11 protein-coding genes are annotated in these 15,926 nt (G+C 68.6%); 7 read left to right on the top strand and 4 right to left on the bottom strand.

All coding sequences use genetic code 11. From position 1 onward, the window contains the following. Positions 1–528: 528 nt before the first annotated feature. A complete protein-coding gene (locus E1742_RS24590) occupies positions 529–1,725 on the top strand; it encodes a cation diffusion facilitator family transporter (RefSeq protein ID WP_229466310.1) in 1,197 nt (398 codons plus the stop codon). A gap of 494 nt (positions 1,726–2,219) precedes the next feature. Here the strand turns inward: E1742_RS24590 and E1742_RS24585 are convergent, their stop codons facing one another. Continuing rightward, positions 2,220–2,879: a hypothetical protein gene (locus tag E1742_RS24585; protein ID WP_134387668.1), complete on the bottom strand. Its 660-nt coding sequence runs from the start codon at positions 2,877–2,879 to the stop codon at positions 2,220–2,222. Positions 2,880–3,007: 128 nt separating this feature from the next. Here E1742_RS24585 and E1742_RS24580 point away from each other — a divergent pair, with 128 nt between their 5' ends. From E1742_RS24580 to E1742_RS24565, 4 genes are all read left to right on the top strand, one after another. Beyond that, positions 3,008–4,372, top strand: coding sequence for an MgtC/SapB family protein (locus tag E1742_RS24580; RefSeq protein WP_134387667.1), 1,365 nt, complete (start codon positions 3,008–3,010; stop codon positions 4,370–4,372). Between the two features lie 97 nt (positions 4,373–4,469). Further along, positions 4,470–5,024: a PEP-CTERM sorting domain-containing protein gene (locus E1742_RS24575; RefSeq protein ID WP_134387666.1), complete on the top strand. Its 555-nt coding sequence runs from the start codon at positions 4,470–4,472 to the stop codon at positions 5,022–5,024. Positions 5,025–5,077: 53 nt separating this feature from the next. Further along, entirely contained in the window at positions 5,078–5,647 is a 570-nt protein-coding gene (locus E1742_RS24570; RefSeq protein WP_134387665.1) for an Ada metal-binding domain-containing protein, read from the top strand. 13 nt (positions 5,648–5,660) lie between these two features. Continuing rightward, positions 5,661–6,464 (top strand): isocitrate lyase/PEP mutase family protein, encoded by an 804-nt coding sequence (locus tag E1742_RS24565; RefSeq protein ID WP_134387664.1) that lies wholly within the window; start codon positions 5,661–5,663, stop codon positions 6,462–6,464. On the opposite strand, the gene E1742_RS24560 is transcribed toward E1742_RS24565, so the two are convergent. Continuing rightward, entirely contained in the window at positions 6,427–9,996 is a 3,570-nt protein-coding gene (locus E1742_RS24560) for a beta-galactosidase (protein WP_134387663.1), read from the bottom strand. The genes E1742_RS24565 and E1742_RS24560 overlap by 38 nt on opposite strands. Before the next feature lie 202 nt (positions 9,997–10,198). Then, positions 10,199–12,601: a hybrid sensor histidine kinase/response regulator gene (locus tag E1742_RS24555; protein ID WP_134387662.1), complete on the bottom strand. Its 2,403-nt coding sequence runs from the start codon at positions 12,599–12,601 to the stop codon at positions 10,199–10,201. A gap of 115 nt (positions 12,602–12,716) precedes the next feature. On the opposite strand from E1742_RS24555, the gene E1742_RS24550 reads away from it, so the two are divergent. Both E1742_RS24550 and E1742_RS24545 read left to right on the top strand, forming a co-directional pair. Further along, positions 12,717–13,457 (top strand): response regulator, encoded by a 741-nt coding sequence (locus E1742_RS24550; RefSeq protein WP_134387661.1) that lies wholly within the window; start codon positions 12,717–12,719, stop codon positions 13,455–13,457. Between the two features lie 119 nt (positions 13,458–13,576). After that, complete coding sequence (locus E1742_RS24545; protein ID WP_134387660.1) at positions 13,577–14,902, top strand: ATP-binding protein; 1,326 nt, start codon at positions 13,577–13,579, stop codon at positions 14,900–14,902. On the opposite strand, the gene E1742_RS24540 is transcribed toward E1742_RS24545, so the two are convergent. Beyond that, the gene (locus E1742_RS24540) at positions 14,889–15,923 is read right to left on the bottom strand and encodes a thioredoxin family protein (RefSeq protein WP_134387659.1); all 1,035 of its coding nucleotides are present in this window, start codon (positions 15,921–15,923) and stop codon (positions 14,889–14,891) included. The two genes, E1742_RS24545 and E1742_RS24540, sit on opposite strands and share 14 nt — an antisense overlap. Between the last annotated feature and the right edge of the window lie 3 nt (positions 15,924–15,926).

Raw genomic sequence — 15,926 nt, 5'->3', positions numbered from 1 at the left:
TGTTCGATAACAATGGGTCCTGGCGCATGACAGGTCTCCGGTAGATTCGTGTCGCGGATACGCCACGTAATGCCCATCAGTATAGGCAGGAGAACGGATGTCCGGCCTGCATTGCCATTGACACAGCATAAGAGTGCCAACGAAACATGCCGCCCGGCATCTTTTGGACCCGATCCGCGTCCGTACCGGGTTCACTTGCTGCGCCGGGCGTACCGGTCGTTCGGCATCCGGGGCTGATATCGATGCGCAATGTGACAATGCGAGCCGTAGCCGGCCCCGCCTGTAACCCACGAACAGCGAGTTCAGGAAGGAGCGATGGCATGCGCGCCCCAGCCGTTGTGCGGGCAAGCGGCTTTGCTTATCCAGTGCCGGGAGGCCTGCGCCCCGGTCCCCTGCCTCTGCTTAGCCTCTGCTGATATTCGCCCCAGGGGCTCCCCACCCGAACTGAGCGACATGGGCGACCGACCCGGAACGCGATACGCATCGAACACAAGCGTCAGGTGCGTATCCGTACAGACGATTCGCGTCATGCGGGCCAAACTGAGCGCACTGATCAGGAGCCCTTCTATGCAAGACGGAACGACGAATCCCCAACACTCACCGCGCCCGAACCTGCCGACAGACCCGGCGCAGCCCGACACCGATCCAACCGCGACGCGGCTCCCCGGCGCGGGCGCAACGACAGCCCATTCGCAGGCCGACAGCATCGCGTCATCCCCAGCGGCTGCCGGCGCGGCGGTGACTCGGCCGGCAACCGGGACACCTTCGCGCAGAGCCAGCGAGGATGCAAACGCCGGACAAGCGCAACGCAGCGGCTCCCAGAAAGTCATCTATGCGGCGATCGTCGCCAACCTCGGCATCGCGGCGGCGAAGTTCGCTGTTGCGGCCATCACGGGTAGCGCGGCGATGGTGGCGGAAGGAATCCACTCGGCTGTCGACACGGGTAATGAATTCCTGTTGTTGCTGGGCGAGCGGCAGAGTGCCCGCCCGGCCGACCGGCACCATCCGTTCGGCTATGGCAAGTCGCTGTACTTCTGGGCGCTGATCGTGGCGCTGTCCGTCTTCTCGCTGGGCGGCGGCCTGTCCATCTACCACGGCGTCGCCGCGCTGAAGGCGCCGCCGCCGCTGCAGGATCCGCTGTGGAACTATGTTGTCCTGGCCGCGGCTGCGCTGTTTGAGGGATACAGCTGGAACGTTTCCCGCAAGGCGCTCAATACCTTGCGCAAGCCGGGCGTCAGCCTGTGGCAGGCAGTACGGGCCAGCAAGGATGCGTCCGTATTCACCGTATTGATCGAAGACTCCGCCGCGCTGCTGGGCATCGTGATTGCCGCGACCGGGATCGCCCTGGGCCAGTTGTTCGACAATCCGTATTTCGACCCGATCGCGTCGATTCTGATCGGCCTCCTGCTTGTGGGTGCCGCGTTCACGCTGGCGCGCGAAACGGGTGGACTGCTGGTCGGCGAAAGCATCGACAAGGAACAGCTTGCGGCGTTGCACGCGCTGTTCGGACGCGAAACAGCGCTCGACAGCGTCGGCAGCCTGCGCACCATGCAGCTGGGGCCGGACGACGTTCTGCTGGCCGCCTCGGTACAGTTCCGCCGCGGCATGCGTATCGACGAGGTCGAACATGCGATCGCGCGGCTCGAAACAGCCATCGCCGCCGAGCATCCGGCCGTGAAGCACGTGTACTTTGAATCCTCGGCGTTGCGGTCGGTGTTGAAGTGAGCGCCTGAGACGAGCGTCCGCGCGCATCGATGTCGCGGCGCCGGCGCCGGCGATGGGGGCTGCCGACAGGGCACGCCAGGCGATCGCGCTACGTTGCACGCAGTTACCTGGACCGGCGTCGGGTTGCCGGGTTCAAGAAGTTTCCGGTGAGGGCGCCTGCGTCCACGAGTGTGGGCGGCATGAGCGTAAGCGCAGGCGCTTTCCACGGCGCACGGCCGACGAACGCGCACGGCTCACGAAGCGCCATGCTGCATGTATTTACCTTGAATCGTCGACTTTGCGTTGCAGCGCTGAATGGCTTCAAGCGAACCTGCACCAACGCAGGCCGCACGCGGCAGAGCGCGTGAATGCGATGTCCCGATACGGACTGGCATGACGCGCGTGTCAGGCCGCGCCGGAGACCGACGTGGAAGTACGGGTCCCGGCGGTGCACACGTCGGCTGTGCCGCGTGGTGCACGTGAAGGCCGGCGCCGCGCCTGCGGCGCCTCCCTCTTCAGCCCTGCTTGCTGTCGCCAGTCTTGCCCAGCGAACTCGCGACGGCTTCCTGCAGCTTGTCTCCCTGCGGCCCCTTCGCAGCCTCCTGCATGCTGCCCACGTTGCGGGCCTGATTGGACTGCTGGTCCAGGCTGACTTCTTCCGCCACTTCGTAGCGGCCATCTTCCTCGTCCTGGCCAGGCAGCAGCCCTTCCGAACGGTTGCTGTCGTCGCGTTGTGCGCTGTCGACGGCGCCACCCTGCGCCGAACCCGACTGCCCGCCCTGGTTTCCCTGGCCGCTACCACTCTGCCGGGAATCGTCCTGACCGCCCTGCGGCGGCTGTTGCTGTTGCTGTTGTTGCTGTTGCTGCTGCTGCTCCTGTGGATTGCCCTGCCGGTTACCCATGTGCTGGTCATCGGCGCGGCTGTCGCGGTCGCGTACGGTAGCGGCGTGTTCCCTGCCTTCATTGCCGGGCGCTGCGCCCATGGTCGGGCCGCCCACATCGTCCAGGCCACTCCCCATCGACTTGCCGGCGCCTTCGGGTGGCGGCGAATTGTAGTCGGCGCCGTGCGGTACGGCCGCGCCGACGATTTTTTTCGCGTCTTCCGGCGGGATGGAATCGGGCAGGTGCGTGTGGATCGGCGGCTGGCCCGGTCGGTTCTGATCGTCGTTCTGCATGATGCCTCCTTTGCTTTATGAACGATCATCTTAGCCGAACGATGCGATGTGCCGCACCACGTTGCCGCGCTGCAAAATGGTCATCCGTACGTGTGGCCGCCACCGCGCGAACGGGAGTACAGTAGGCCATGAGCCTGCTGAGCACAACCGTCCCGGCCATCGGCATCCCCGTCCAGGGTGCCGTCACCGAGTGGCCCTATCTGGAGATGCTGACGCGTTTCGCGCTGGCGCTGGCGCTTGGCCTGTTGATCGGGCTCGAGCGCGAGCGCCGCAAGAAGGAAGCAGGCTTGCGCACGTTCGGCTTTATCGCGGTGCTGGGCGCCGTCGGGGCGTCGCTGGGCGACACCTACGCCTATATTGTGCTATGCCTGACGGGCCTGCTGACCGTCTTCCTCAACATCCAGGACATGCGCACGCACGCCGGCACCGAGCTGACGACGTCGGCCGCGATGCTGGTCACGTGCGTGGCCGGGATCCTGTGCGGCAAGGGCCACACGCTGACGCCGGCCGCCATCATGGTCTGCTCCACGGCGCTGCTGGCGTGGAAAGACATCCTTCAGGGCTTCTCCATCGGCCTGACGGAAGGGGAACTGCGTTCCGCGCTGCTGCTGGCCATCCTTGGTATCGTCATCTATCCGGCCTTGCCCGTCGGCAGCATCGGGCCGATGGGTCTGATCGAGCCGCGGGCCGCATGGGCCACGGTGATCCTGATCGCCGGCATCGGCTTCGTCAACTACGTCCTGTGGAAGGCATTCGGCACGCGCGGCGTGGCCATTGCCGGCTTCCTCGGCGGTCTCGTCAACAGCAGCGTCACCGTCAACGAACTGGCATCGCGCGTCGGGCCGCATGCGAACAGCGCCGTCGCGGCCGCAGCCTACCGTGGGATCCTGCTGGCCACGTCCGCCATGGTGACGCGTAACGCCGTGATCCTGGCACTGCTGGCGCCCGGAGTGGCGGTGGCAGGTGCCGGCGCCTACGTGGCCATGCTGGGCGCGAGTGCCTTCTTCGTGTTCCATCCGCGCACGCCTGCGGCCACCGGCATCGTCGAACACGATGCGCCGTCCGACCAGATCGTGCTGCCGTTCTCGCTGTGGAGCGCGCTGAAGTACGGACTGGTCTTCCTGCTGCTGCACGTCGCCGGGGTACTGACGCAGAAATACTTCGGCAATGTGGGGTTCTATCTCGTCAGCCTCATAGGCGGCACCGTCTCCAGCGCCAGCGCCGTCGCGGCGGCGGCCAGCCTTGCCGCGGACGGCAAGCTGACCCTGGACGCGGCCGCTACCGGAGCCATCGTCGCGTCGCTGTCCAGCGTTGCCATCAACCTCCCGTTCGTGCTGCGGGTGCCGAACCGGCGCTTCGTCACGGCCATTGCCGTCGCCATGAGCGTCATCGCCATCCTCGGCCTGGCCGGCATGCTGCTGGGCGAAACGCTCGCCGCGCTGGTCACCGAGCATTTCCCCATCCTGCTGAGCATGAAGGGCGCGCCGTCCTGACGGGCGTTGCGCCGGCGCATATAACTCCACCCGAGGCTGCCTTGGACCGCTTGCAGTCTGCTAGCATCTGACATTCCAACGTATTCGCGAGGTGGCCATGTTCCGACATCTGTTCTGTGCCGCCGTGCTGGCGGGCACCTGCCACGCCGCCGGTGCCGGTGAAACCTGGACCTTCACCTACACCGGCTTTCTCGACACCACGGACAACACCTTCCTGCCCGACCGCGAAATGCTGGGCAGTTTCACTGGCTACGACAACGATCGAAACGGTATCGTCGAACGGGCCGAAATCACGTCGCTTATCCTGAACGGCAAGGATTTCGTGGCATGCGAAGCGGACAGTAACGAATACTACAGCTGCGGCGCGGAGCTCTTCAGCTACTCCGTATCGGCCGGCCTGTCGTTTGCCGCCGGCGAGTCCGGCCGCGACCCGGAGGGCTGGGTCGGCGCGGGGCACTACTTCATCTCCGGCGACGGCGAATACCAGTACAGCTACCGGCCGGGCCACGACGAAAGCCAGGCCTACCTGTGGACGCCGCAGACCGGCTTTTCGATCAACTCCCCCAGCCCCGAGCCGGGCACATGGGCCATGCTGGGCGTGGGCCTGCTGGTGACGGCCTGGGGTGCCCGCCGGCACCACACGCGAAAGTGACAGCGGCCGTTTTCCGCCAGCGTTGACCATGCCCGCCATGTCATCATGGCGGCATGGATTTCAACGACCACATTACCTGCCACCGGGCCATCCAGACACGCGACGCGCGCTTCGACGGCCGCCTGTTCATCGGCGTTACGTCGACCGGCATCTACTGCCGCCCCATCTGCCCTGCGCGCACACCGCGCGTCGAGAACTGCCGCTTCTACCCGTCGGCGGCGGCGGCCCAGCAGGACGGCTTCCGCCCCTGCCTGCGCTGCCGCCCCGAATCGGCACCCGGCGGCGGCACGTGGCGCGGCAGCTCCGATACGGTAGCGCGAGCGCTCGCACTGCTGGCCGAGAGCGGCCCGTACGACGAGCCCGCGCTGGGGTCCATCGCCGCCCGCTGTTTCCGACGGCGGCATGTGTCCTCGCGGCCGACCTGTCCGCGCTGCCCGTCTCCCCTGCCCGGCGCGCCACGCTGCTCTCCCTGGCGCAGCAGGCCGAAGGCGACAGCACGGCACCCGCCGACGCCAGCGACGTCTTCGACTGCGCCGACCCGGCACTGGCCGCGCGCAGCGTCGCCTGGCGGCCATGGCGCGCCTACGCCGCGCGCCACCTGCGTTGTACCGACACCCACCTGAACGAGGAGACCTCATGAACAACGATGAACTGTTCCACCGCCTGCACGCGGACCGCCTGCTGATGCTGGCGAACTGCTGGGACGGCGGCAGCGCGCGGCTGGCGCAGGCCGCCGGCGCCGTCGCGCTGGCCACCAGCAGCGGGGCCGTCGCCTGGGCGCACGGCTATGCCGACGGCAGCCACCTGCCCGTCGACCTGGTGCTGGCGACGGCGCGCGCCATCGGCCGCGTCTCGCCCCTGCCGCTGACGCTGGACATCGAAGATGGCTACAGCGACGACCCCGCAGCCGTCGGCGCCCTGGTGCGCCAGCTGCTCGATGCCGGCATCGTCGGCATCAATATCGAGGACGGCAGCGGTGCCGTCGACCTGCTCTGCCGCAAGGTCGCCGCCATCCGCGCGGGTACGCAGTCAGCCGGCGTGCGCCTGTTCGTCAATGTCCGCACGGACGTGTTCCTGCGCGGGCTGGCCCCGGCCGGCGAGCGGGTCGCGGAAACGGTGCGCCGGGGGGCGCTGTATCGTGAAGCGGGTGCCAGCGGCCTGTTCGTGCCGGGTATCGCCGACGAAAGCGACATCGCCGCCGTCGCCGCCGCTGTCGCGCTGCCGCTGAACGTGATGGCGCTGCCGTCGTTGCCGCCGCCGGACCGGCTGCGCGAACTGGGCGTGCGGCGCCTGTCGGCCGGCACCGCCATCGGCGAGGCGGCGTTTGGCCAGGCGCAGGCGGCCATCGGGGAGTTCCTGGCGAGCGGCCGCGTCACGGCGCCCTCGCCCGGCTATGGCACCCTCAACGCGCTGATGGTGACGCCGCCGCCCCGGGCATGATTTCCAGCGGCACGCCGCCGCGTGCCGCGCGCAGGTTCACCAGCCGCACGGGTTCCAGCGCATTGTCCGCCTTGCCGTCGGTCGTGACGGCCAGCGCAATCGTATTGGGACCATTCGGGTTGAGGATGCCGGGCGGGATGACGAACGTGCGTTGCGGCCCGACGTGGGCGATGAACTGGCCCATGTTCCAGCCGTTCACGAAAATCAGGGCGCGGTTCTCGCGCTCGGAGCGGGGCCGCGTGGTGTCGCCAAACGCGAGACCCAGCTGCACGTCGTGCTCCGCCGGCAGCTTCAGGTCGAACGACGTGCGCAGCCAGTAGGTGCCCGGCGCCGGCGGCGCAGCCGTCGGTTGTGCGGCGGTCCAGCCAGCGTCCCCGCTGCGGGCCGGCAGGTGCCAGCCCTGCCGCTCGCCAAAGAGGCCGCCGTTGTTCATCGCCCCGCGCACGGGATCGGCAATCGCTTCTCCGCCCTGGTTGCCCTGGATGCGCCACGCGAGCGGCACGGCGAAACGGCGCCCGCCCTTCGATGTCAGCGACGCGGCGATCAGCCCACGTGCCTCCCGGTGGGCGTCGTCGGCCATCAGGTCCCAGTTGTGCGAGTTGTTGCGCACCATGACGGCGATCACGTGCGGTCCCGGCGTCAGCTGGCCCAGGCTGAACTTCGCGCTGTCCGTCGTCTCCGGAAACTGGCGCCCGACGTCCAGTTCATGCTGGCCGACGAAGCGGCCGTCGATCCAGACCTGCAGCATGCCTGCTCCGCCCGCGCCATAGAACAGCTCCAGTTGATTGGTCTTCGGGTCGCCGATGTCCACGTGGCCGCGGTACCAGACGTCGCCATGGTGAAACCCGTAGTCGCTCATTGCCAGTGTCGGCTGGCCCCGTTCCGGGCCTGTCCACGTCTGCGCAGCCGACGCGCGTGCGTCGGCGCGCACCCAGGCGCCATCGTCGTAGCCGGGCTGCGCCTCGACGCTGTCCATGCGCCGCTGCCAGGGCTGCGCGGTCAGATCCGGCAGGCCGATGGCCTCCGGCCCCCTGACGGCATCGGCGCGCCAGCTGCCGTCCGGCTGGGCCGCCAGCGCCAGTGGCACGCCGTTGAATGTGGCGCTGCCAATGGCCGGCCCCCAGATTTCCAGCGGGCTGTCGGCCGTCGTGTCGCCCGTCAGGCGCAGCGTGTCGCCATCGACGCCTGCGCTGCGCACCAGGGCGGGCGTCAGTTCCAGCACCGTACCGGCCGGCGTGGATTGCGTCCAGAAGTTCACGCTGGTCTTCTCGTCGGCGAGCAACAGCAGCAAGGGCGGCCGGTTGCCGCCTTCGATGCGCACGCGCGCCAGGCCGTCGTGCACGTATGTCAGTTTCAGCACGCCGCGCTTCTGGTCGAAGCGCGCCCTGACCTTGCCCGCGACAACCTCCACCTTCGGCGTTCCGGTGTAGCGCAACAGCGTCTCCCCGGCCTCGCCGTCGCGGCCATGCAGCAGCGCGATGTCGCGTGCGCCGTTCTGGAAATGCGTCTGCAGTTCGGACGTGGAGTAGACCAGGTGCTGGCGCTCCAGCGGATAGTCGGCCAGCAGCATCTTCGCATCCTGGCCGTTCAGCCGCAGCGGCACCTTGTACCCGCCGCTCTTCATCTTCAGGTCGAACGTGAAGCTGTCGTCGCTGGTCAGGTCCGATGGATTGTGGACGGCGAACAGGACGTGCGCGCCCGTCTTCGCATTGACGTTATGGTAGACCTTCGCGCGCTGCGTCGACGTCGCGATCGGCGCGCCCTTGTCCATTTGCGCCAGCACGTCCTGCGCGGCCTGCACGAACATGCCCTGCTGCTTGAGCGCCAGCGCCTTGGGCCGCAGCGCGCGGTCTTCGGCGATCGGCGCCCCGTAATCGTAGGACGTGTAGACGACCGGCCCGGCCAGCCAGCCCCACGACGTGCCGCCGAACGTCATGTAGATGTTATGGATCGTGATGCGGTTGATCAGGTTGGTACCGTAGAACACCCGCTGGTAACCCTTGCCCTGCCGTTCGGCCGTGCAGGCATAGGTGCCGTTAGAGCCCCAGTAATCGAACCAGCCGCCGCCCAGCTCCGCGGCGAATCCCGGCGTGCCGGGCGACGACAGCGCGCCCGTCTTCGGCGAGCCGTTGCCGTAGATGCCCCAGTCGGGGGCACGATTCGGCCCTGCCGGGTCGGCATGCACGTTGCACGTGCCGCCGGGGTAGCCGTCGAAGGCATACAGGTCCGTCGGGCCGGGATTGGCCCACGGCGCGCTGGAGTCCGGCGGCGTCCAGTCGGGCAACCGGCCCGCCGCGTTGTGGAAGAACGGCACCGAAATGCCGTCCGCGCGCGCCTTGGCCGCCAGGTGCGCCATGTGGCGCACGTGTTTCGGCTCGACCTTGCCCAACTCGTTTTCCAGCTGGTAGGCGATGACGTTGCCGCCCCCTGTCGTGATCTGGTGGCGCGCGGCGATGGCGTTAACCTGCGTCATCCACTCGTCCACGGCGGCCAGGTAGACCGGGTCGTCCGTGCGCGCCTCGGCGCGGTTACGGAACATCCAGCCGGGGAAGCCGCCGCCCGTCAGCTCCGCGTTCACGTAGGGTCCGGTGCGGGCGATGATGTACATGCCCTCTTCTTCCGCGATCTCCAGCGCCCGCTCGACGTTGCGCACGTGCGAGAAGTCGTACACGCCGGGCGCCGGCGAGTGGTAACCCCAGTCGAAATAGAACGCCACCCCGTTGAAGCCGAGCGCCTTCATCTTCTGGATCACGTCGCGCCACAGGGATGGATTGGGCAGCCGGAACGGGTGCATCTCGCCGGACCAGACGACGATGCGCTTGCCGTCCACCATCAGGGAGTGCTGGTCCCAGGCGACCTTTTTCGGCTTGCCTCGCGGCGCCGTGGCCTGGGCAAACGCCTTGCGCTCCTCCACCAGTACCGACATTTCGTCGGCGTTGGCCGCGGCACCTTGCGGCGCGGCCCGCGCCGCGCCATCGGCAGGCTTGCCGGCCGCGCGCGCCGCGGTCCAGCGCGACCAACCGGCATCCGGCTGCAGCGTCCACGCCGTGCCATCGACCGTCGTCACGATGGCCCTGGGCGCACTGCCGCGCTCCCACTGCACGGCGGCGATGGCGCCCATGCCGTCCGTCGGCACGTCGCGCCCGGCCTCCCACTGGCGCAGGTCGCGCGAACGCGTCAGCACCAGCGTGCGCTCGCCCGTCGCATACAGCAGATAATAAAACTCGCCGTACCGGATCAGCGCCGGCGCACGCGGCGTGCCTTGCGGCGGCCGTACGGCTTCGGAAGCCAGCGACGTCCAGGTGACGCCGTCCTGCGACGAAAACAGGCTGATCGTGCCGGGCGACGTACGAGTCGTGGCGGCCATGATCCAGGTGCTGGTGGCCTGGGCGGCGCTGCCTTTGTGCTTGCCGTGGCGGGCGGCGTCGGACGCTTGCGGGATGCCCAGTTCCTGGGTGGCGGCGGGGAAGGCGACGCCGAGCGCCACGGCGGCGCCCAGCAGAATGCGGAAGAACGTTGACGATGTCGGCATGGGCGGCGATGAACGAAGGCCGCGCAGCGGCCGATGCTCGACATCATAGGGGGTTTCGGGCACAAAACCGACCCTGCAACGGTCATGTTGTTGAGCAGTTTCCCCTTCGTGGCACGGCTTCTCGATGGCCGCACTCACGCCAGGGGCATGCGCGAAGGCGCCGCCCAGGTCTCGACCGAAGCGCCGTGCGCGGCGAGCATGCCTAGTGCCGCACGGCGGCCAGGATGGCCGTCAGCTGACCGATATCGACGGGCTTGACGAGATGATGGTGGAAGCCGGCCGCCCGCGACAGCACGCGGTCGTGTGCCTGGCCATACCCCGTCAGCGCCACGAACAGAGCGCCGCCCGTCCGTTCGTCGGCGCGCAGGCGCCGCGCGAGCTGGAAGCCATCCAGCTCGGGCAGGCCGATATCGAGGATGAAGACCTGCGGCGGGTCCGCCTGCGCCGCCGCGATGGCCTCCAGCGGCGACGCCAGCACCGTCGTGCGGTGCCCGCCCGCCTCCAGCAGCACGGCCAGCGATTCCGCTGCATCCACGTTGTCGTCCACGATCATCACCCGCAGGGGCACGAGTTGGCCCGCTCCGGATGGATTGGTCCGGTCCGGCGCATCCTCCGGCACCGGAAAACGCCCAAGCGCGGGCAGCGAGACGGTGAATTCGCTGCCCCTGCCGGCACCCTTGCTGTGCGCATGCACCTCGCCGCCATGCAGTCCGACGATGGTGCGCACCAGTGCCAGGCCGATCCCGAGTCCGCCCTGGGCGCGATCCGGCGTGCGCTCTGCCTGGGTGAACAGCTCGAACACGTGCGGCAGCAGCGCATCGTCGATGCCGATGCCGTTATCGCTCACGCACACGCGTACCCGGCCGGCCGCCACGTCCAGCGCCAGCGTGATGTCGCCGCCTTGCGGCGTGTACTTGGCCGCGTTGTTGAGGAGGTTGGCAATCACCTGGACGAGCCGCGTGCGGTCGCCCTGCACCAGCGCGACGGGCGAGCCGGTGCGCACCGTCAGGGTGTGGTTGCGCCCTTCCAGCAGCGGCCGCACCTGCTCGACGGCGCTGGCGGCGGCCGCCTTGATGTCGACCGGCGCCATCTCCAGCTCCACCAGCCCGCGCGTGACGCGCGAGACGTCGAGCAGGTCGTCCACCAGCGCCGTCATGTGCCGCACCTGGCGGCCAATGACTTCGCTGGCGCGCTTCGTACGCGGATCGCTGTCTGCCGTCATGCGCAGCATCTCCGCCGCGGTGCTGATCGGCGCCAGCGGGTTGCGCAGCTCGTGCGCCAGCATGGCAAGGAACTCGTCCTTCTTGCGGTTTGCTTCGCGCAGTTCGAACTCGGCCTGGTACCGCTCCGTCACGTCCACCGTCACGCCGCGGATGCGCACGGGCCGCCCGTCGGCGTCGTGCTGCACCCGGCCACGGCTGTCGAGCCAGATCAGCTTGCGGTTGTCCGGCCGGGTGAAACGGACGATCGCCTGGTAGGCCCCCTGGCCCGCCAGCGCCGCACGGCGGGCGCTGGCGATCTGTTCGCGGTCGTCCGGATGGATGAACGCGGCCGCCGCGTCCATCCGCGTGGGCGAAAAACCGAGCACCGTGAGCGTATTGTCGGACTGTTCGAGCTTGCCCGTCTCTAGATCCCAGTCCCACACCACCATCTTGGCCGCGTCCATGCCGTCGCGCAGCCGCTGTTCGCTTTCGCGCTTGGCCTGCTGCGCCTCGACGCTCTCCGTGACGTCGTAACCCTGGGCGAAGATGCCGATGGTTTCGCCATGCTGGTCCTTGTACGGCTGGTAGACCAGGTCGACGTAGCGCTGCTCGATCGGCCCGCCCGGCACGCGTTGCACGGCGATGGGCCGCGCCCGCGTTTCCCACTGCTCGCCGGTGCGGTAGACCATGTCGAGGAATTCCTCGTAGCCCTGGCCCGCCACCTCCGGCAGCGCCTCCCACACCGCCTTGCCTATCAGCTCGCGGTGGCCGACCAGCTGGTAGTACGCCTCGTTTACCATTTCGAATACGTGCTTCGGTCCCATCAGCACCGCGACAAACCCGGGGGCCTGATTGAACAAGCTGCGCAGGTGTTCGCGCTCGTTGTTCAGGATGCGCGACAGCGCTTCGTGCATCTGCGCCCGGTTGAAGTTTTCCGCATTGCCGGCGACCGGCGGCGTCAGTTGCAAGGTGGCGACGCCCGACTGCGCATCGAAGCGGTACAGCTCCGTCACGTCCATCGGGTTCTGGAACACCAGCACGGGCTCGCCGTCCGGCCCGATTACCGGCGTATGCACCGTGCTCCAGTAACGCTCCTCGAAATGCACGCCGTCCGGCTTCCGGACCGCCACGGCGTAGCGCACGAACGCCGTCGTATCGGGCTCGCCCTTCGCCAGCGCGCGCAGCATCGAAGCCTTGACCTCGGCAATATTGGTCGCTTGCGGGTTGTCCGGATTCTCGGGAAACGCTTCGAAGACATAGCGGCCGACGATGTCCTCCTCGGTACGCTGGACGGAACGCAGGTAGGCGCCGCTGGCGGCAACCACCGTCAGATCAGGCGACATCACGAGGTAGGGATAGGGTGTTACACGGAACAGTGCCTGGAAGTCGGAAAGGGTCATCATCCCGGGATTGTCGCAGGTTTCGGGTGTGCTCAGCACACGACTTCGCCCCCGTTTTGCCGTGGCCTGCCGCGGGCCACTACAATAGCGCCGGGCGATTACATACAGGAGCTGCACCGTGCCGGAGATTGATCATGTCCTGCTGGTCGACGACGACCATGCGATCCGCGAGCTCGTCGCCGCCTATCTCGAAAAGCAGGGCCTGCGCTGCACGGCGGTGGCCGACGGCCGCGCCATGCGCGCGGCGCTGGCGCTGGCGACACCGGACGTCATCATCCTCGACATCATGCTGCCCGGCGACGATGGCCTGGCGCTGTGCCGCGAGCTGCGCGCGGGGCGGCACCGCGCCATTCCCGTCGTGATGCTGACGGCGCGCGACGACGAAACGGACCGTATCGTCGGCCTGGAGCTGGGCGCGGACGACTACATGGCCAAGCCGTTCGCGGCGCGCGAGCTGCTGGCGCGCCTGAAGGCCGTGCTGCGCCGCACGCGCATGCTGCCACCCAATATGCAGGTAACGGAAGCGGCCCAGGCGATCGGCTTCGGCACGTGGCGACTGGACGTGGTGGGGCGCCACCTGCTGGACGCGGACGGCGTCGAAGTATCCCTCAGCAGCGCCGAATACCGGCTGCTGCGCGTCTTTCTCGACCATCCGCAGCGGGTGCTGTCGCGCGAGCAGTTGCTGACGCTGACGCACGGCATGGATGCCGAAGCGTTCGACCGCTCCATCGACATCCTCGTCAGCCGCCTGCGCCAGCGCCTGCGCGACGATCCGCGCGAGCCGCGGTACATCAAGACACTGCGCAGCGAAGGCTACGTCCTGTCGTGCGCCGTAACGCCGCTCGGGAGCGGCGCATGAACACCCTGCCGCTCGGCAGCAGCGCACGAACCACCCCGCGGCTGGGGAGCGGCGCATGAACACCACCCTGCCGCTGGCGGACGCCGCATGAACACCACCCTGCCGCTGGCGGACGCCGCATGAACACCGCCCGGCCGCTGCTGCGCCGGCTCGTGCCGGCATCGCTGTTCGCGCGCCTGTCGCTGATCCTGCTGGCCGGGCTGGCGGCGGCGCAGCTGCTGACGACGACGGTGACGATCGACGAGCGCAACGACGTCACGATGGGCACCATGATCGACTACGTGGAAACGGACCTGCGCACGGCCGTTGCCCTGCTCGACCGCCTGCCGCCGGCCGAACGCCCGGCATGGCTGCCCCGCCTGGCGCGCGGCGGCTACCGCTTCCTGCTGACGCCGCCCGAGTCGGGCCCGCCCGTCAGCGCGCCGCACTCGCGCCGGCTGCTGGACTCCGTGACGCGGGCGCTGGCTTCGGACTACGCCTTCAGTGCCCATGCCGTGCCGGGGAAACGCGAACGGCTGCAGGTGCACGTGCGCCTGTCCGACGGCGCACCGCTGACGGTGGACTTCCTGCCGCGCCGTGGCCTGCCGCTGTCGCCGTGGCTGCCGTGGGTGCTGGCGGGCCAGCTGGCGCTGGTCGCCCTGGCCTGCTGGCTGGCCGTACGCCAGGCCACGCGGCCGCTGCGCATGCTGGCCGAGACGGCCGACGCGCTCGGTCCGGACCTGCGCCCCGTGCACATGCCGGAACATGGCCCGTCCGAAGTGGTGCGCGCGGCACGCGCCTTCAATGCCATGCAGGGGCGCATCGCCGCGTACGTGGACGAGCGCCTGCGCATGCTGGCCGCGATCTCGCACGACCTGCAGACACCCATCACGCGCATGCGCCTGCGGGTGGAGCTGATGGACGACGAAGCGCAGCAGCGGCGCCTGACGGAAGACCTGCAACAGCTGGAGGACCTGGCCCGGCAGGGCATCGGCTACGCCCGCGCGATGCACGGCAAGCCGGAGCTGGCGCGCGCGGTCGACGTGGACGACCTGCTCGACAGCCTGGTACTGGACTACCGCGACGGCGGTGCGGACGTCGCCCTGACGGGACGCTGCGGCGCGCCCGCCATGACGCGGCCGGGCGCGCTGCGCCGCGTCGTCACGAACCTGGTGGACAACGCGCTGAAATACGCCGGCGCGGCGCAGGTGGTCGTGGAATGCGATAGCGCCATCATCATCCGCGTGTTCGACCACGGCCCCGGCATACCGGCAGGCGCGCTGGAAGCGGTGTTCGAACCGTTCTACCGCGTGGAAGACTCGCGCAACCGCGATACGGGCGGCAGCGGCCTGGGACTGGCGATCGCGCGCCAGCTGGCCGCCGCGCTGGACGGCACGCTGACGTTGCACAACCGTCCCGGCGGCGGACTGGAAGCGCGCCTCGTGCTGCCGTTCAGCCGAACGTGAAGGCATAGACCGCGGCGCCCTTGTCGAGGAAGCGGATCTCGAAGCGGCGCTCGTCGACGCTTCCCGATTGCCGGATCAGCTGGTACAGCCGCGTGCCGGTGACGACGCCTTTGCCGTCGGCATCGATATCGGCGCCGTGGTCCGCTCCCGGCGCGCGCCCGTCCAGCGTGACCTGGATGCGCACCTTGCGCCCTGGCGCGCCGGCGCCCATCACCAGGTGCAGGTCGCGCGCGCCGAAGCGGTGCGCGATGCCGCTGCCCGCTTGCTGCGCCACGGCTGCTTCCGCACCGACCGTCCATGATCCGCTCAAGCCCCACTGATTCAGGCCCAGCGTGCCGACCGTGTATTGTTGCGGCGCATCCGGCCGCACCCGTTCGGGCGAGCGCAGGCCGCTGGCCTGGCGATAGCCGATGTACGTCTCGCCCGACCGCAGCCGGTTCAGGTCCGGCGCGGCCTGCTCCGCCACGGTGGCCGGCTTGACGAGATCGGCCGCCAGCGGCTTGCCGTGCGCCTCGGCCAGCAGTGCCTGGATCTGCTGTTCCAGCCTGTCGTAGCCGCCCTCGCCCACCTGGCGGTAGCGCACCTTGCCGGTCGCATCGACGAGGTAGTAGGCCGGCCATGCGTTGTTGCCCCAGGCGTCCCAGATGCGCCGGTTGCTGTCGACCGCCACGGGAAAATCGATGCCGAAGCGTTCCAGTGCCGCCGTGACATTCGTCAGATCCTGCTCGAAGCGGAACTCCGGCGTGTGCACGCCCACTACCGTCAGCCCCTGGCCGCGGTACTTGTCGGCCCAGGCCCGCACATAGGGCAAGGTGCGGATGCAGTTGATGCACGAATAGGTCCAGAAATCGACCAGCACGACCTTGCCACGCAGGCTTTGGGCCGTCAGCGGCGCGCTGTTCAGCCACGTGACTGCGCCGTCGAAACCGGGATTGGTGCGTCCTGCCGCGGAACCGGACGTGGCAATCAATGCCGCCGCCAGGCCCAGGCCACCCAGGACAGTCACGAGGAAGCGCTGCATGAT

Origin of the sequence: Pseudoduganella plicata (assembly GCF_004421005.1) — a bacterium.
Classification (GTDB): Bacteria; Pseudomonadota; Gammaproteobacteria; order Burkholderiales; family Burkholderiaceae_D; genus Rugamonas; species Rugamonas plicata.
Note: the sequence above shows the minus strand (reverse complement) of the source record. Positions and strands in the feature narration are given on the sequence as shown.